Source organism: Aeromicrobium stalagmiti (assembly GCF_013283745.1).
GTDB classification, from domain to species: Bacteria; Actinomycetota; Actinomycetes; order Propionibacteriales; family Nocardioidaceae; genus Aeromicrobium; species Aeromicrobium stalagmiti.
On record NZ_JABSTZ010000001.1, the window covers coordinates 54,906 to 71,778 of the forward strand.

Annotated in this window: 16 protein-coding genes; 1 reads left to right on the forward strand and 15 read right to left on the reverse strand. The window is 71.8% G+C overall.

The features are described 5' to 3' along the window. Positions 1-8 precede the first annotated feature (8 nt). From HQK15_RS00245 to HQK15_RS00305, 13 genes are all read right to left on the reverse strand, one after another. The gene (locus HQK15_RS00245; protein ID WP_173489449.1) at positions 9-1,091 is read right to left on the reverse strand and encodes an ABC transporter substrate-binding protein; all 1,083 of its coding nucleotides are present in this window, start codon (positions 1,089-1,091) and stop codon (positions 9-11) included. A 164-nt stretch (positions 1,092-1,255) separates the two neighbouring features. Continuing rightward, a complete protein-coding gene (locus HQK15_RS00250) occupies positions 1,256-1,732 on the reverse strand; it encodes a nucleoside deaminase (RefSeq protein WP_173489450.1) in 477 nt (158 codons plus the stop codon). A 54-nt stretch (positions 1,733-1,786) separates the two neighbouring features. After that, positions 1,787-4,495, reverse strand: coding sequence for a molybdopterin-dependent oxidoreductase (locus tag HQK15_RS00255; protein ID WP_173489451.1), 2,709 nt, complete (start codon positions 4,493-4,495; stop codon positions 1,787-1,789). Beyond that, positions 4,492-5,295, reverse strand: coding sequence for an FAD binding domain-containing protein (locus HQK15_RS00260; protein ID WP_173489452.1), 804 nt, complete (start codon positions 5,293-5,295; stop codon positions 4,492-4,494). Before HQK15_RS00260 ends, HQK15_RS00255 begins: the two co-directional genes overlap by 4 nt. Positions 5,296-5,313: 18 nt before the next feature. Beyond that, on the reverse strand, positions 5,314-6,174 hold the full coding sequence (locus HQK15_RS00265; RefSeq protein ID WP_173489453.1) for a MurR/RpiR family transcriptional regulator: 861 nt from the start codon (positions 6,172-6,174) through the stop codon (positions 5,314-5,316). After that, the gene (locus HQK15_RS00270) at positions 6,171-7,424 is read right to left on the reverse strand and encodes an allantoate amidohydrolase (RefSeq protein WP_173489454.1); all 1,254 of its coding nucleotides are present in this window, start codon (positions 7,422-7,424) and stop codon (positions 6,171-6,173) included. The genes HQK15_RS00265 and HQK15_RS00270 overlap by 4 nt, the downstream gene beginning before the upstream one ends. Next, positions 7,421-8,650 (reverse strand): pyridoxal-phosphate-dependent aminotransferase family protein, encoded by a 1,230-nt coding sequence (locus HQK15_RS00275; RefSeq protein WP_254450655.1) that lies wholly within the window; start codon positions 8,648-8,650, stop codon positions 7,421-7,423. Before HQK15_RS00275 ends, HQK15_RS00270 begins: the two co-directional genes overlap by 4 nt. After that, positions 8,647-9,993 carry an allantoinase AllB gene (allB, locus tag HQK15_RS00280; RefSeq protein ID WP_173489455.1) on the reverse strand — a complete coding sequence of 449 codons (1,347 nt, stop codon included), beginning with the start codon at positions 9,991-9,993 and terminating at the stop codon, positions 8,647-8,649. The genes HQK15_RS00275 and allB overlap by 4 nt, the downstream gene beginning before the upstream one ends. Beyond that, positions 9,993-10,934 carry a factor-independent urate hydroxylase gene (pucL, locus tag HQK15_RS00285; protein ID WP_173489456.1) on the reverse strand — a complete coding sequence of 314 codons (942 nt, stop codon included), beginning with the start codon at positions 10,932-10,934 and terminating at the stop codon, positions 9,993-9,995. The genes allB and pucL overlap by 1 nt, the downstream gene beginning before the upstream one ends. Then, positions 10,934-11,248: a hydroxyisourate hydrolase gene (uraH, locus tag HQK15_RS00290; RefSeq protein WP_173489457.1), complete on the reverse strand. Its 315-nt coding sequence runs from the start codon at positions 11,246-11,248 to the stop codon at positions 10,934-10,936. Before uraH ends, pucL begins: the two co-directional genes overlap by 1 nt. Then, entirely contained in the window at positions 11,245-11,730 is a 486-nt protein-coding gene (gene uraD, locus HQK15_RS00295; RefSeq protein ID WP_173489458.1) for a 2-oxo-4-hydroxy-4-carboxy-5-ureidoimidazoline decarboxylase, read from the reverse strand. The genes uraH and uraD overlap by 4 nt, the downstream gene beginning before the upstream one ends. Positions 11,731-11,820: 90 nt before the next feature. Then, positions 11,821-12,951 carry an amidase family protein gene (locus tag HQK15_RS00300; RefSeq protein WP_173489459.1) on the reverse strand — a complete coding sequence of 377 codons (1,131 nt, stop codon included), beginning with the start codon at positions 12,949-12,951 and terminating at the stop codon, positions 11,821-11,823. Continuing rightward, the gene (locus HQK15_RS00305) at positions 12,948-14,018 is read right to left on the reverse strand and encodes an acetamidase/formamidase family protein (RefSeq protein ID WP_173489460.1); all 1,071 of its coding nucleotides are present in this window, start codon (positions 14,016-14,018) and stop codon (positions 12,948-12,950) included. Before HQK15_RS00305 ends, HQK15_RS00300 begins: the two co-directional genes overlap by 4 nt. A gap of 71 nt (positions 14,019-14,089) precedes the next feature. Between HQK15_RS00305 and HQK15_RS00310 the strand changes: the two genes are divergently transcribed. Next, positions 14,090-14,785, forward strand: coding sequence for a DUF1275 family protein (locus HQK15_RS00310; RefSeq protein ID WP_367649004.1), 696 nt, complete (start codon positions 14,090-14,092; stop codon positions 14,783-14,785). A gap of 55 nt (positions 14,786-14,840) precedes the next feature. Here the strand turns inward: HQK15_RS00310 and rsmA are convergent, their stop codons facing one another. Further along, positions 14,841-15,749: a 16S rRNA (adenine(1518)-N(6)/adenine(1519)-N(6))-dimethyltransferase RsmA gene (gene rsmA / locus HQK15_RS00315; RefSeq protein ID WP_173489461.1), complete on the reverse strand. Its 909-nt coding sequence runs from the start codon at positions 15,747-15,749 to the stop codon at positions 14,841-14,843. After that, positions 15,725-16,855 carry a resuscitation-promoting factor gene (locus HQK15_RS00320; RefSeq protein ID WP_173489462.1) on the reverse strand — a complete coding sequence of 377 codons (1,131 nt, stop codon included), beginning with the start codon at positions 16,853-16,855 and terminating at the stop codon, positions 15,725-15,727. Before HQK15_RS00320 ends, rsmA begins: the two co-directional genes overlap by 25 nt. Positions 16,856-16,873 lie beyond the last annotated feature (18 nt).

Below are 16,873 nucleotides of genomic sequence, written 5' to 3' on the forward strand. Positions count from 1 at the left end.
GGTGGCCGTCACTCAGCGAGCTCGGGCTTCTCCTTCAGCAGCTCGGTCAGCGGTCCCATGTCGAACAGGTCCTCGGCGGCGATGTCGATGCCGGCGGTCTTGAGGGACTTGATGTTGTCGGCGATCATCGCGTCGCTGATCGTGAACAGGCCGTTGGCCTTGGTCTCGTCGCTGACGACCAGGTCCTCGCACTGGGCCTTGGCCTGGGCGACCTCCTTGTCCAGCTCCAGCGGCGGGTCGATGTCCTTGCCGTAGGTCTCGACGGCGAGCTTGGCGCCGCCCTCGAGGTCGGAGCAGGCGTCCTTCCAGCCCTTGATCTCGGCCTCGAGGAACGCCTTGACCTTCTCGGGCTCGTTCTTGAGGATCTCGTCGGTCGTCATGACGCTCTCCGCGACGAACGGCAGCCCGTTGTCGGCGAACGGCAGGTCGACCGTGTCGAAGCCGTGGCCCTTGACGAGCAGCGACTCGTTCGTGATGTAGGCGACGAGGCCGTCGATCTGCTTGTCCTCCAGCGGCGCGACGTCGAAGCCGTTGGGGACGATCTCGACATCCTTCTCGTCGATGCCGTTGGCGGACAGGAGCGCCTTGAACAGGCTGAGGTTCGGGTCCTGGACGCCGATCTTCTTGCCGATCAGGTCCTGCGGGGTCTTGATGTTGCCCTTGTCGGACAACGACAGGATCGAGAACGGGTTCTTCTGGTAGGTCGTGCCGACGATCTTGAGCGGGAAGTCGGAGTTGGCGATGGCTGCACCGGTCGACACGGCGTTGCTGAGGCCGAAGTCGGCCTTGCCGGTGGCGACGATCTCCTCCTGTGCCACCGGACCGGTCAGCAGGTTGACCTTGCCGGAGAAGCCGGCGTCCTTGTAGTAGCCCTTGGAGTCGGCGAAGAACTCACCGGCGAACTCGGCGTTCTTGATCCACGACAGCTGGACCGTCAGGTCGCCGAAGTCGCCGGCCTCGCCGGATCCTCCGCCGCTGCTGCCCTCGGAGTCGGACGAGCCACAGGCGGCCAGCGTGAGCCCGGCTGCGGCCGCGATCGCAGCGATGCGGATGCCCCGACGGGCCGATCCTCTGCGAGTTGGGATGGTCATGTGCGCTCCAGTTCTGTATCTGCGCGCTGGCCTCGGCCGGCGTCACGATCGACGAAACCCCCGTTACGTGTCGCTCACGTTAGGAGCGTCGGATTTCACGGTTCGCCCCCACGGATTACGCCGGCGTTAAAGAATCGCCAGGGCGCCGGACCTTGGTCCCGTCGTCAGTAGGCGGTGCGGGCCGTGTCGGCCAGCCACGCGTCGAACGGGGCGCTCGCATGCTCCGGTCGGGCCTCCTCGATCCGGGTCGGCCAGGTGGACCGCTCGCGGGCGAACAGCTCGTAGAACTCCCGGTCGTCGAAGCCGCCGCGGGCGGCGTCCTCGCGGTCGGCGGCGTAGACGACCCGGTCGAGCCGGGCCCACAACGACGCCGAGACGCACAGCGGGCACGGCTCGCACGAGGTGTAGAGCGTCATCCCGGCCAGCGAGAAGTCGCCGATCGCGCGGCAGGCGCTGCGGATGGCCTCGACCTCGGCGTGGGCCGTGGGGTCGAGGTCACGGGTCACGCGGTTCTGTCCCGTGGAGACCAGCCGGTCGTCGCGCACGATCACGGCGCCGAACGGACCGCCTCCCTCCGCGACGTTGTCCACCGCCAGGTCGATCGCCCGGCCCAGCCACTGTGCATCCGTCAAGCTCGTCATCTGTGCGTCCTTGTCGTGCGGTGTCGTCGTTGAGTCGGTCAGCGTGGATCGGGGTCAGGGGTTGAGCATGCGCCAGAGGCGGTCACGGCTCATGGGCAGCTCGTGCGGTCGGACGCCCACCGCGTCGCGGATCGCGTTGGCGAGGGCAGGAGCGACGGGGTTGTAGGGCGCCTCGCTCATCGACTTGGCGCCGCGCGGACCGAGGGCGTCGACGGTGTCGGCGAACAGCACCTCGGTGGTCGGGACGTCGGCCATCTGCGGCACCCGGTAGTCACGGAACGTCCGCGTCAGCACCTCGCCGTCGCGCAGGGTCATCTCCTCGTACAACGCCGAGCCGATGCCCTGCGCCGTGCCGCCCTCGACCTGCCCGCGCAGCTGCTCGGGGTTGATGACGACACCGGCGTCGACCGCCTGCACGGACTGCAGGATGCGGACCTCGCCCGTCGAGGGCTCCACGGCCACGCGGAAGCCGTGGACGTTGAACGCGATCGACCGGGGCGTGCCGTCGTGCGACCCCGTCGCGGAGATCTGCTCCTCGAACAGCTCGCCGAAGGCCAGCACCCGGCCGCCCGGGACCTCGACGCCGTCGGGCCCGAGCACGCAGTGCCCGGCGGCCACGCCTGCGCGACGTCCGGCCCGCGCGAGCAGGTCGCTCCGCAGGCGCTCGGCCGCGACGTGCACGGCCTTGCCGGCGACGACCGACCCGGTCGACCCGTACGCCCCGGTGTCGTAGCCGGAGGTCGCGGTGTCCGACTGCCGGACGCGGACCCGGTCGGGCGTCGTCCCGAGCTCCTGCGCGACGAGCTGCACGTGCACCGTCGTCGTGCCGTTGCCGAACTCGGCCGTGCCGACGTCGACGCTGTAGGTGCCATCGGTCGTGACCGAGACCGTCACGTGCGAGAAGTGTCCGCGCGGCGGGACCGTCGCGATCATCGCGAGCGCGGACCCCGTGCCGACCGCCCACCCGTCGGGCGCCACCTCACCGCGTCCCGAGCCCAGAGCCGACTCGACGAGGTCGAGGCACTGGTCGAGGCCGTACGACCCGTAGGTCAGGTCGCCCTCCTCGACCGCCGTGACGATCATCGGGTCGCCCGGCACGATCACGTTGCGGCGGCGCAGCTCGAACGGGTCGATCGCCAGCGCCCGGGCGAGCTCGTCCATCGCCGACTCGATCGCGAAGATGACCTGCCCCAGCCCGTAGCCGCGGAAGGCGCCCGACGGCAGGTTGTTGGTGTAGACCGCCTCGGCGTCGACGCGCTTGTTGTCGCACCGGTAGACCGCGACCGACTCGTGGCAGCCGTGGAACATCACCCCGGGTCCGTGGTTGCCGTAGGCCCCGGTGTCGGTCACGACGTCGAGCTGCAGCGCGGTCAGGGTGCCGTCGGCCGTGGCGCCCAGGGTGACCGAGACCGTCATCGGGTGACGGCACGGGACGATCGTGAACTGGTCCTCGCGGGTCAGCTCGTGCTGGACCGGGCGTCCGAGGCGCAGCGTCGCCAGGGCGACGAGGTCCTCGACGATGAGCTCCTGCTTGCCCCCGAAGCCTCCGCCGACGCGTCCGACGACGACACGGACCTGCTCGACCGGCAGGTCGAGCAGGCGGGCCAGCTCGGCGCGGACGAGGAACGGCACCTGCGAGCTGGTGCGAACCACCAGCGAGCCGTCACCGGCGATCCACGCCCGTGCGCCGTGCGTCTCGAGCGCCGCGTGGGTGACCCGTGCGGTCTGCCAGGTTCCCGAGACGACGGCGTCGGCCGCCTCGAGCGCGGCGGTCACGTCGCCGTGCTCGTCGTGCATCTGGGCGACGACGTTGCGACCCGGCTCGCTGATCCGCGAGTGCAGCGGGTCCTTGTCACCGTGCAGGAGCGGGGCGCCCGCCACCCGGGCCTCGTGGGCGTCGAACACCGCCGGCAGCACCTCGTACGTCACGTCGACCAGCCGGCACGCCTCCTCCGCGATCGCGACGGTGTCGGCGACGACGACGGCGACCCGCTGACCGCGAAAGCGCAGCACCGGATCGATGATGCGGGTGTCGTCGGGGTCGTCGAGGCGGTCCTCGTGGCGTCCGGTCGAGAACAGGACGTCGGGGACGTCGCGGTGGGTGAGCACCAGGTGCACGCCCTCGAGCGCCGCAGCGCGGCTCACGTCGATCGCGGCGACCCGGGCGTGTGCGTGCGGGCTGCCGAGGACCTTGAGGTGGAGCAGCCCGGTCACCGGCTCGTCGAGCGCGCCGAAGCCGTCGAGGGCGTAATGCTCCCGCCCCGTCACGACCCGTGCCCCCGCGGGGGCGGCGACCGAGCTGCCGTACGCCTCGCCGGCCGACGGCGACGCGGTGTTCACGCGCCCCGCGATCGCGTCGCGGATCGAGCGGTAGCCGGTGCACCGGCAGAGATTGCCCTTCATGACCCGCGGCAGGTCGTCGCTGCCGACGCCCGCGAGGGTCGACGCGGTGACGACCATGCCGGCGGTGCAGAAGCCGCACTGGAAGCCGGCCGCCTCGACGAACTGCCGCTGGACGGGGTGCAGGTGGTCGGGCGACCCGAGTCCGGCGACCGTCGTGACGTCGCGGCCGACCGCCCGCGCCGCCGGGAAGATGCACGAGTGCGTCGGCATCTCGTCGACCAGCACCGTGCAGGCGCCGCAGTCACCGGCGTCGCAGCCCTTCTTGACCTCGACGCTCCCCTGCTCGCGCAGGTAGGTCCGCAGGCACTGGCCCGGACGGGGCTCGGCGTCGTGCGCCTGCCCGTTGACGCTGATCGTCATGACCTCAGCTCCTCGCACACCTCGTAGGCGAGGCCGAGCGTCACCGCGGCACGCCAGTCGGGTGCGCCGTGCGCGTCGTCGTACCAGGCGTCGACCGTCGCGATCGCCCGCTGCACCTCGTCGTCCGTCGGTGGGTGGCCGAAGTGGAAGACGTGCGGTCGCGGCGTCGCCGCCGTGACGCCCAGGGTCAGGCGCCCGTCGAGGTCGAGCCGCCCCGTCACCACCGACGACGATCGTCCGAGCGGTGTCAACGCCGTCTTGCGAAACGCGGCCCGTGCCCGCAGCGCCGCTGTGGAGAGCTCGATCGACCGCAGGACCTCGCCCGGCTGCAGCGAGGTCGACTGCACGCCGTGCACGAACGTCGCCACGGGCTCACGGCGCTCCCCACCGTCCGGCGTCCAGATCACCGCGACGGCGTCGAGCGCGGTGGCCAGCGAGATCATCGCCCCCGCTGGCAGGGCCAGGCAGAGGTTGCCGCCGACCGTGGCGGTGTTCCAGATCTTGAACGACATCAAGAAGGCCTCGGCGCACTCGCGGAACAGGTGCGCCGCGGCCCAGTCCGGCGGCGCCGGAGGCTCGAGCAGCTGGGCGATCGTGCACGTGGCGGCGATGCTGAGCCCGCCGTCGTGGATCGTCCACGGCTCCCAGCCCATCGTGGTCAGGTCGACGAGCCCCGACACCTCGAGCTGCGGCTCGGAGAACAGCCACGTGCCGCCCGCCAGCACGGTCTCGCCGGGCTCGAGCCGCAGGTCGTCGCGCGTCCGAGCGGTCCGCAGCGTCGTGACGGTGTTCAGGTCCATGGGGTCACGTCCATCCGCCTACGCGTCCTCGATCTCGCGCAGCGCGCGGTACGACGCGTCGATCGCCGTGACGCGCCCCTCGCCGGGTCGTCCGACGCGGTCGAGCACCCGGTCGGCGAGCACCGTCACGACGCTCATCGCGGCGGCGTAGCTGTCGAACGCCGACGCCGTCGTCAAGGGGCACTCCAGCCACACTGTGGCCCGCGACGCGAGCGCACGGGCGGTCGGGTCGGCGAGCAGCACGACCGGGACCTCGGCGTCGTGCAGGATGCCCAGCAGCTGCTCGAGGTTGTCGGGCCGGCGGCGGAAGCCGACCACGACGGCGGCGTCGCCCGGGTCGAGGCCCAGCAGCTCCTCCGACAACGCCTGGCCCGGCTGCGGCGCCAGCCCGACACCCGGACGGGCCTGGCTCAGCTGCTGACGCAGGTGCAGCGCGACCGGATAGCTGTTGCGCAGGCCCAGCACCACGACCCGGCGCGCGCCCGCGACCAGGCTCGCCGCCGTGTCGAGCCGAGCCTCGTCGAGCCGCGCCATCGCCGACTGCAGGTTGGCGATCTCGTGCTCCAGGTGTGCCACGAGGCTGGGCGCCCCCTCGATCGTGACCGGCACCCCCTGGCTGCGCATGCCGCGCAGGTGCTCGCGCACCTCGCCGAAGTCGTCGAAGCCCAGGTGCCGGAACAGCCGGCTCATGGTCGCCTTCGAGACGCCGGCGAGGTCGGCCAGCTCGGCGGCGCGATAGATCGCGAGGTCGTCGAGGTGGGCCAGCAGGACGTCTGCCGCGCGGCGCTCCTGGGGCGACAGCCCGGCGTAGCGCTCGGCGATGCGCTCGTCGATGCGCAGGTCGGTGGTCGGGGCGGCGCCGCTCTGCTGGTCGGTCATGGCCGGCCCTCCGCGATCGTCAGGACGGCCCGCTCGAGCGCGTCGAGCCCCAGCGCGACGTCCTGCTCGCGCACCCCCTCGTCGGGGTGGTGGCTGATGCCGTCGAAGCAGCGGACGAACAGCATCGCGATGTCGGTGACGGCGCCGACAGCCATGCCGTCGTGGCCGGCACGGCTCCACAGCCCCATCGGCTCCCCGTCGCCGGTCGAGCGGATGCCGTCGACGACCGCGTCGGTGAGCCAGCCGGCGCACGGCATCGACGGCGCCCGGTGGGTCTCGACGACCCTCAGCTCGAGCCCGCGGGCCTCGCACAGCATCTCGATGTCGGCGCTCATCGCCGACCACATCGCGTCCCTGGCCTGGTCGCTCTCGGCCCGCAGGTCGAGGCTGAGGTCGGCGCGGCCGGGGATGACGTTGACGGCCCCGGGCATGACCTCGATGCGACCGACCGTGGCGATGCAGTCCGAGGCCTTGGCGAGACGCTCGATCGTGCTGATGGCCTCGGCGGCACCCACCAGCGCGTCGCGACGACGCGGGTAAGGGGTGCCGCCGGCGTGCCGGGCCTCGCCGATGATGCTGAGCTTGAAACGTCGTGCGCCGGCGATCGTCGTGACGTAGCCGAGCGATGCGTCGGCCGCCTCGAGGTAGGGGCCCTGCTCGATGTGTGCCTCGAGATAGCCGATGAGCTCCTCTGGCCGCCGCGCGGCGTCCCCCACCCGTCGAGGGTCGAGGCCGAAGTCGTGGAACGCCTTGTGCAGCGTGAGCCCGGTCTTGTCCCGCAGCTCCCACCAGTCCTCGTCCCAGCTGCCGGCCGCGGCGCAGCTGCCCAGCAGGGCCTTGCCGAACCGGGTGCCCTCCTCGTCGCTGAAGCCCACGACCTCGACCGCGAACGGGAAGTCGTCGATGCGGTCGCCGAGGCGCTCGACGACGGCGATCGCCATGACCACGCCCAGCATGCCGTCGTACGAGCCGGCGTCCGGCACCGTGTCGAGGTGTGACCCGAGCAGCAGCGCGGGCAGCCCGACCTCGCGGCCCTCACGGCGTCCGTACTGGTTGCCCGCGGCGTCCTGCCACGTGCTCATGCCGGCCGCGGCCATCCAGTCGGCGGTCGCGGCGTTGGCGGCGGCGTGCTGCGGTGACAGGTAGACCCGCTCGAGGTACGACGCGTGGGCCGAGTAGCGGTCGAGCTCGGCGCAGCGGTCGAGCACCTCGATCGCGCTCCCCCGCACGCGGTGGGTGCCCTTCGTCATGCGTACACCTCCTGCGCGGCGCCGACGCCGCCACCGGCGGTCACGGGTGCTCCCCCGGCGCGCAGCACCTGCTCCAGCGCGGCGAGCGTCACCAGCACGGCGTCCTTGCGGGCGTTGTAGCCCATCGTCCCGATGCGCCAGACCTTGCCGTGCAACGGTCCGAACGACGTGCCGATCTCGATGCCGAAGTCGTCGAGCATCGCTGCCCGGGCGCCGTCGCCGTCCACGCCGTCGGGGATGACGACCGCGACGACGTTGTTCATCTTGTGGGTCACGTCGCCGAAGACCTCGAGGCCGAGGCCCTGCACGCCCGCGAGCATCGCCGCCCCGTGCAGCCGGTGCCGCTCGACCGCTGACGGCAGGCCCTCCTGCACCAGCAGCCGGGCGCACTCGCGCGCGCCGTAGAGCATCGTCGTCGCCTCGGTGTGGTGGTTGAGCCGCTTCTCGCCCCAGTAGTCCATGATCATCGCGAGGTCGAAGTAGTTGGACGCGATGCGGGCTCCGCGCTCCTCGTCGTCGTCCGTCCGGATCCCAGCCTCGATGTGCTTGCGGCCGTCGATGACGGCGACAGCCCGCGGCGAGATGCTGATCGGGGCGCTGCCCGACGGGCCGGCCAGGCACTTCTGCAGCCCGGCCGTGACGACGTCGAGCCCCCAGGCGTCGAGCTCGAAGTCGTTGCCGCCCAGCGACGCCGTCGCGTCGCAGTAGAGCAGGACGTCGTGCCGGCGGCAGATCTCGCCGAGGTCGGCCAGCGGCTGGCACATCGTCGTGGAGGTGTCGCCCTGCACGACCGCGAGCACCTGGGGGCGGACGGCGAGGATCGCGGCCTCGACCTGCTCGGGCGTGAAGACCTGCCCCCACTGGGCCTCGATCGTGTGCACCTCGGCACCGCACCGCTCCGCGATCTCGCAGAGCAGGTGCCCAAAGCGTCCGAACACCGGCACCAGCACCCGGTCTCCCGGCTCGACCAGGCTCATCAGGGCCGCCTCGATGCCGGCCCGCGACGTCCCGTCGACCAGGAAGGTCTGCTCGTTGTCGGTGCGGAACACCTCACGGTAGAGCGCCATCGTCTCGTTCATGCAGGCCGTCATGGCGGGGTCGTACTGGCCGACCAGGGCCGCCGACATCGCCCTGAGCACCCGGGGATCGGCGTTGATCGGGCCGGGGCCCATCAGGAGCCGGCTCGGCGGGTTGATCTGGTCGAAGCCGTGGGACGAGTGGGTCATGCGAGTGCTCCCGCCGGTCGGGCCAGCTGCTGGCCGAAGGTGTGGTCGACCCGCTCGACGTCGATCGCGTTGCCGCGCACCACCGAACGGGTCACCCGGCCGCCGTAGCGGATGCCGTCGTAGGCCGAGATGGGGTTGCGGTGCGCGAGCCGGGTCGCCTCGATGCGGAGCTCGGCGTTGGTGTCGTAGACGGCGAAGTCGGCGTCGGCGCCGACGGCGATGCGCCCCTTGCGGTCCAGACCGACGAGATCGGCGGTGTTGCGCGACATCCACCGACTGAGGTCGGCCAGCGGGATCGCGCGGCGGCGGGCCTCCTGGGCGAGGACGCTGAAGCCGACCTGCAGCCCCGAGACGCCGCCCCAGGCCTGCTGCAGGTCGCCGTCGCCCCGGTTCTTCTCCTCCGCCGTGGCCGGCGAGTGGTCGCTGACGATGCAGTCGATGATGCCCTCGCGCAGCGCCTGCCAGAGCGCCTCACGGTTGCCGCTGTCGCGGATCGGCGGGCAGCACTTGAACTGGGGCGCGGCGTCGGGAATCGTCTCGGCGCTGAAGCTCAGGTAGTGCGGGCACGTCTCGACCGTCACGGGCAGCCCCTCCGCGCGGGCGTCGGCGATGAGGTCGAGCGCGCGGGCGCTCGACAGGTGCAGGACGTGCACCCGGGCGCCGGTCTCGCGGCACCCGTCGACGACCTGACGGATCGCTGCCGTCTCGGCCTCGTCGGGCCGCGACAGCACGAAGTCCCGGTAGGACCGGCTGGGCGCCGACGGCGCCTCGGCCAGCACCCGGGCGTCCTCGGCGTGGACGATCATGAGGCCGCCGAACCGCGCGATCTCGGTGAGCGCCGTCATGAACTCGGCCGGGTCGAGCGGCGGGAACTCCTCGACCCCGGAGTCGGCCAGGAAGCACTTGAAGCCGAACACTCCGGCGTCCCACAGAGGCTCCAGGTCACCGGCGTTGCCGGGGACGGCACCGCCCCAGAAGCCGACGTCGACCATCAGCTGGTCAGTGGCGGCCTGCTGCTTGAGCGCGAGGTGCTCGACGGTCGTCGTCGGCGGGATGCTGTTGAGCGGCATGTCGATCAGGGTCGTCGCGCCGCCGAGCGCCGCGGCCTCCGTCGCCGAGAAGAAGCCCTCCCACGTCGTGCGACCCGGCTCGTTGATGTGCACGTGGGTGTCGACGATGCCCGGCACGACGTACGCCGAGTCGGCCGGTCGCAGGATCATCCCCTCCGGCGCCTCGTCGTAGGGGCCGATCGCGGTGATCGTGCCGTGCTCGACGGTGACCGTCGCCGGCACGAACGCGCCGTCGACCAGCACCTGCCGCGCCTGGATCGCGTCGACCTGCATCAGCAGAATCCCGGGATCGTGGCCCATGCCGCGGGAGCCGGCTGGGCTCCCTCGCGCTGCACCGTGGACTGGATCAGGCCGTAGGGGCGGTCGGCGGCGAAGAACACCTCGTTCGGGTTGTCGAGGCCGAAGGGGGCGAGGTCGACCAGGAAGTGGTGCTTGTTGGGCATCGAGAACTTGATCTCCGCGATCTCGGGATGTGCCTCGAGCACGGCCCGGCCCATCGCGAACAGGGTCTGCTGCAGCGCCAGGGAGTGGAACGTGGCGAACGTCGAGAGCATCAGGTCACGGACGGCGGCGTACGTGGAATTGAAGTCGACCTGCCCGCCGGCCGCTCCCGCGTCGGCGAGCCCGCCGTACCTCCACCACGCGGTGACCGAGGTCGCCAGGATGCGGTCGTCGGTCTCCTGCAGGGTCGTGTAGCGGTCGCGCGGGAAGCCGTGGAACTCCGAGCCCGTCGACTTCAGCACCGTGCAGTCGGTGAGGCCGGCGACGACGTGGGTCGTGTCGCCGTCGACCTGGACGACCGCCGTGCGGGTCTCACGACCGGTGCGGGCGAAGGAGTGGTCGTGCGGCTGCCCGTCGACGACGATCCGTTCCCAGGAGTACTGCTCCGCCTCCCAGCGTCCGCCGCTGACCCATGCGAAGTCGTCGACGAAGTGACGCCCGAGCGTGATCAGGAACTGCTCCGGCGAGCCGATGCCGTGCTCCTTCGCGAAGGCGTAGACGGTGTTCTTCTGGGTGTCGGTCGCCACGACCCGGGAGTTGTCGCCGTCGGTGTGGCAGGCCTCGAAGTCGCCCCGCAGCTGCGACGTGACGTTGAGGTCCTCGATGTGGTGGACGTCCGCGTCCCTCGTCACCTTGACCAGGCGGCACTCGGCCTTGCCGTACTGGTTGTCGCCCAGCACGATGTCACCGAGCACGATGTCGCCCGCCGCCATCAGGAGCCCTGATAGGTCGTGTAGGCGAACGGGCTGAGCAGCAGCGCAACGTGGGTGTGGCCGCTACCGGGCGCGAACGTCAGCGTCACGGACGGGAAGAACGTGTCGCGCTCGGCGGCGGCGAACCACTCGCCCGTCGCGAAGGTCAGGACGTACGTCGCCGGGTCGACGTCGGCGGCCCAGGCGATGCGGCCGTCGGCGTCGGTCGTGGCCGCAGCGATGAAGGTGCCGCCGGGGCCCGTCAGCGTGACATCGAGGCCGGACGCCGGGCGGCCGAGCGCGGCGTCGAGGACATGGGTGGACAAGGTCGTCATGGGGTGAGGATCCCTTCGAGTCGCAGGAGCGCGATCTCCCGCAGCTGGCCCGCCACCACGGCGGACTCGGCGGCGGGATCGTTGTCGAGGCGGGCGGTGAGCTGCTCGAGGACCTCGCCCGCGGTGCGGCCGGCCGCACGGATCAGAAAGATGCGCCCGAACGTCTCCTCGTAGACCCGGTTGCCGTCGGCGATGGCCTGCTCGTCGCCGCTGATGCCGGACTGCTCTGCCGAGGACATCGCGGCCTCGGCGCCCTCGCCCGCGGCGCGCTCGCCGATGCGCGGGTGGTGCGCGAGGGCGGCATCGATCTCGGCGTCGTCCCACGTCGCGGCCGCCGCCTCGGCGAAGGTCAGCAGGGAGTCGCGGTCGTCGTACGGACGTCCGCCGACGAGGTCGTCGATCCAGGTCTGGACGTCGGCGCACGGGCGCAGCAGCTCGGCCGCCTCGTCCGGCGCCATCGAGTTGAACGTTGCAAGGTCCACGTCACGAAACGTACGAGCGCAGATGACGTCTGGCGCGGCACGGGCGTTTCACCGACGTTAAATCTGTTTCAGCCCCCTCGCCCCCGCGGGTCAGGCCAGGGACGCGGCGAGGGCGATGAGCGCGTGGTCGGAGCCTGCGGGTCCCACCAGGCACGCTCCGGCCGGCAGACCGTCCTCAGTCGTGAGCGGCACGCTGACCGCGGGGAGCCCTCCGATGCCGGCGATGCACGTCAGCTGCATCGTGGCCTGGCGCACGGCGTCGAGCACCCGTGGCTTGCCGACCGGCGGCGCCACGGATGACGCCGACGGCAGCAGCAGCACCCGTTCACCGAGGTGGCGTCGCATCCCCGAGCGGTGGCGCTCGACCTCGACGCGAGCGGCGTCGGCCTGCTGCGCGGTGATCGTCGAGGCCCGCTCGAAGCGCTGGCGGACGTCCGCGCCGAGCGTGTCGAGCCGGGTCGCCAGCCAGGCCCCGTGCGACTGCCAGGCCTCGTACGCCTGCAGGGTCTGCATCGTCGCGAGCATCGCCGGCAGCTCGGTCATGGGCCAGCTGATCCGCGGCCGACCTGCGGCCAGCGGGCCGATCGTGGCGGCGACGTCGGGGGCGGCCAGCCCCAGGAGACCGTCGACGACGACGACCTCGCCCGTCGTCACGTCAGCCGGCGGCAGCAGCGACCGTCCGACCTCGGCCAGGAGCTCCGGGCCACGGGTGAGCCACCCGATCGTGTCGAACGACGGCGCGAGCGGCAGGAGCCCGTCGACCGGCACCGCCCCGTGCGTCGTCCGGATGCCCCAGAGCCCCTGGTAGGACGCCGGCACGCGGATCGACCCGCCGGTGTCGGTGCCGAGCCCGATCGACGCCTCCCCCATCGACACCGCCGAGGCGGAGCCCGAGCTCGAGCCGCCGGAGATGCGGTGCGGGGCTCGCGGGTTGGGCGGGGTGCCGTGGTGGGCGTTGGTGCCCGCGAGGCTGTAGGCGAACTCGTCGGTCTGGGCGATCCCGTGCACCGCGGCACCGTCGGCGAGCAGCCGCTCGACCGCCCACGCGTGCGCGAGCTCGCGGACGGCGTGGTCGAGCCAGGCCGGGTTGCCCCCGCCGATCCGCTGACCGGCGACGGCATAGAGGTCCTTGACCGCGACCGTCTCGCCCGCCAGCTCGCCCGATCCCGTGGGACGGACGAGCGGGTCGCCGACGACCCGCCAGATGCGCTCGTCGATCATCCGACGCTCGTCACTTCGAAGTCGGACTTGCGGATCCGGGCGTGGACGCCCTTGACCAGGTCGACGACCTGCGAGATGTCGAAGTCGGTCGCCGCCGACAGATAGGCGTACGCGTGCCGGGGGTCCATGCCGAAGCGGGCCTGCAGCAGCGCGATCGCCGCCCGGACGCAGCTCTGCACGGCGACGTCGAGGTCTTCGTCCATCCCGGTCGGCACGAGGTAGTCGCTCGTCTCGGCCATCGGCCCGGCCAGCTCGCCGAAGGCCGCGACGGCGTCCTCCCGGGCGATGACGTCGAAGCCGAGCCGCACCCGCAGCGACGCCTCCATCGCCGTCAGAGCAACCTCGCCGTCGCCCTGCGCGAAGTGCGGGTCTCCGACGTACGCCAGCGCCCCGTCGGCCTGCACCGGGAGGTAGAGGGTCGACCCGACGGTCAGCAGGTTGATGTCGATGTTGCCGCCGTGCGCCCCCGGCGGGACCGTGTGCGGGCGGACGTCGCCCGCGACCGCGACGCCCATGATGCCGAGGAACGGAGCGAGGTCGAAGCCGACGGACGCCTCGGTGCCAGGGCCCAGCGGCATCCGGCCCCGTCCCTCGTCGTCGACCGTCGCGAAGACGCTGAAGACCTCGCCCTCGAGCGGGTACTCCCCCGGCAGTGCGCCCCGGCCGTGGCGGTTGGAGATCACGCCGTACGGCACCCGCGGCAGCGCCTCGAGCACCCGGATCGCCAGCAGGTCGCCGACGCGCGCGCCCCGCACCTCGATCGGCCCGGTCGTGACGTGCGGCCCGTCCACTCCCCACGTGCGCGGGTGGTCGGACGCCGCGAGGGCGACCGCGTCGTCGAGCACACCGGGCGCCCCGGCTGCCTCGAAGAAGGCCCGCGGGTCACGGCCCTGGTCCTCCAGGATCCCCTCGTGGCTGATCGTGTCGATCACGACCTCCTGACCGGCGTCGATGCTGAGCACCGGGCGGTCCGCCGCGCAGGGCAGGCGCCCCCACAGCACGTGGTCGACCGTCGACGGCAGATAGGTGGCATCGGCGGGCACGGCCTCGCCGGTCTGGAGGATCACGCGGCCACAGTAGTGCCGTCCCGTTACGCCCCGGTGACACCGCCGACCAACACCCGCACCACAATCGGGGGGTGATCCGCCGCATCGCCGTCTTCCCGAAGGACGGCTTCCACCTGTCCCTGATGCTGGCCCTGACGTTCTCGACCGGCGTCATCGACGCCGTCGGCTACCTCGGTCTCGACCGGGTCTTCACCGGCAACATGACCGGCAACGTCGTGATCCTCGGCATGGCGATCGTGGGCGCCGACGACCTGCCGGTGCTCGGTCCGCTGCTGGCGCTCGTCGGGTTCATGGTCGGCGCCGCCCTCGGTGGTCGGGTCCTCAAGGCCGCCGGACCCGGGTGGACCCGGCGCACGACGATCCTCTTCCTGCTCGTGGCGCTCGTGATGCTCGTCGTCGCGGTGGTGCTGGTCGTGGTCGAGGACGACCTCTCGCGCACGGGCGGCATCGCGATCACGACCGTGCTGGGCGGCGCGATGGGCGTGCAGGCGGCGACGGCGCGGTTCATCGCGGTCAAGGACGTCACCACGGTCGTCGTCACGTCGACCATCACCGGGCTCGCCGCCGACTCGGTGCTCGGGTCCGGCAAGGGCACCGGCGACAGCCCCCGCCGGGTCGCGGCGGTGCTGCTGATCCTGGCTGGCGCCGCTGCCGGTGCTGCGCTGCTGAAGTGGGAGCTCGCCGCGGGCCTCGTGCTCGCCGGGGCCATCACCCTCGTCGTGACGGCGCTCGGCGCGATCCACGCCCGGCACCACGAGCCCGCCTGACGCGCCGTCGGCGGTCCGCTGACAGCGAGGAACGAGCGACCGAGGCCCTCCGAGGTCAGACCGGCGTCAGGAACCCCGCGAGACGGGCGAAGTCCTCGACCGTGAGCTGCTCGCCCCGGGCCTGCGGCGAGATGTCCGCGGCGACGAGCGCCTCCTCGGCGGCCGCCCCCGACCCGGCCAGCACCGAGAGGGCTGCCCGCATCGTCTTGCGGCGCTGGGCGAACGCCGCGTCGGCGACGGCGAACGTCCGCAGCCGCAGGGCCTCGTCGCCGGGCGGCTCGCGCCGCGTCCACGCCACGAGGGACGACTCGACGTTGGGCATCGGCCAGAAGACGTTGCGCCCGACCGAGCCGGAGAGCCTCATCTCGGCGTACCAGGCGGCCTTGACGCTGGGCACCCCGTACGTCTTGGAGCCGGGTCCGGCCGCGAGCCGGTGCGCGACCTCGGCCTGCACCATGACGAGCCCGGTGCGGATCGAGGCGAACCGCTCGAAGAACGTCAGCAGCACCGGCACCGACACGTTGTAGGGCAGGTTGGCCACCAGCGCCGTCGGCTCGGGCCCCGGCAGCGACGTCACCTTCATGGCGTCGGCGACGACCAGCTCGAACGATGCCGCCTGGTCGGGCGCGTACTCGGCGATGGTCTGCGGCAGCTGGCCCGCCAGCACCTCGTCGATCTCGACCGCCGTGACGTGCGCGGCGACCTCGAGCAGCCCCAGCGTCAGCGATCCGAGCCCCGGGCCGATCTCGACCACGACGTCGTCGGCCGTGATGCCGGAGGCCTTGACGATCCGGCGCACCGTGTTGGCGTCGTGGACGAAGTTCTGCCCCCGCTGCTTGGTGGGACGGATCCCGCAGGACTCGGCGAGGCGACGGACGTCAGCGGCCCCGAGCAGGCGGGGCGGCGCTGCCGACGGGGGCGGCGTCGAGGATGAGGGCGTCAGTTGAATCTCGCCCCGGCGCATCCCCACTGGCCCCAGCCGGAGCGGGCCTGCAGGATCTTGGCGTACTTGATCTGGACCTCACGGCTGCTCTCGTGCGGGAGGCCCGGGCCGCCCACGCTCCTCCACGTCGCGGCGCTGAACTGCAGGCCGCCGTAGTAGCCGTTGCCGGTGTTGATCGACCAGTTTCCGCCGGACTCGCACTGCGCGATCTTGTCCCACACGCTGTCGGGAGGCGTCGTCGACGTGCCCCTCGAGACGACCTCGTTCACCGGCTTGCTCACGGGGTCCGAGGAGATGACGACCCGCTTGCGCAGCTTGCCGTCGGCATAGACGAGCTCGACCTTCTCGCGGGCCTTGCCGTTCTTGCCGGCCGTGACGACCGTGGTCTCGCCCTTCAGGGCGTCGGGGTCCTCGCGGACCGTGGTCTTGAACTTCAGCTTGACGGTCTCGGTGCGCGTGACCTTCTTGATGCGCACGACCTTGAGCTTGTCGTCGGGGGTGACGTAGGCGTCGACGGCAGGCTTGACCTCGTCGTCGCTGTCGAGCGCGACGCCGGCCTCCTCCAGGACGCCCGCGACGGTCGGGGTCGCGGTCGTGACGGTCTTCTTGTCGCCGTCGGCGACGACCGTCAGGGCCTTGGGGCTGCTCACGACCAGCGCCGTCCCGGTGCGCGGGAGCTTGGCCGTGCGCTTCGCCGAGACGTAAGCGTCTGCGGTCGCGGGGACGTCGAGCGTCTCGAGCGCCTGCGCCACCGTGCGGTCGTAGACGGTGTGCTCGGTGACCCTGCCGTCGACCGTCAGCTTCACGGGCTTGGCGTAGGCGACGTCGATCGTGTCGCCGTCGGCCAGCGTGCTGGCCTGCGTCTTGCTGAGCCGGTCGCCCGGACGCACCGTGACGCCGTGGGCGTCGAGCAGGTCGCCGACCGTGCCGCCGAAGGTGCGGATCGTGTCGCTCTTGCCGTCGACCGTCAGGGTCACGGTCTGGCTGAGGGCTGCGTAGGCGGCCGTGCCGCCACCGACGACGAGCACGATCGCGAGGTTGAGCGCGATGAGCAGGAAGGACTTGCGGTGGCGCTGCTTGACGCGTTTTCCGGTGGTACGGCGGGACAGGTTCGAAGCTGGGGGCACTGAGTTCCTCGGAAGTCG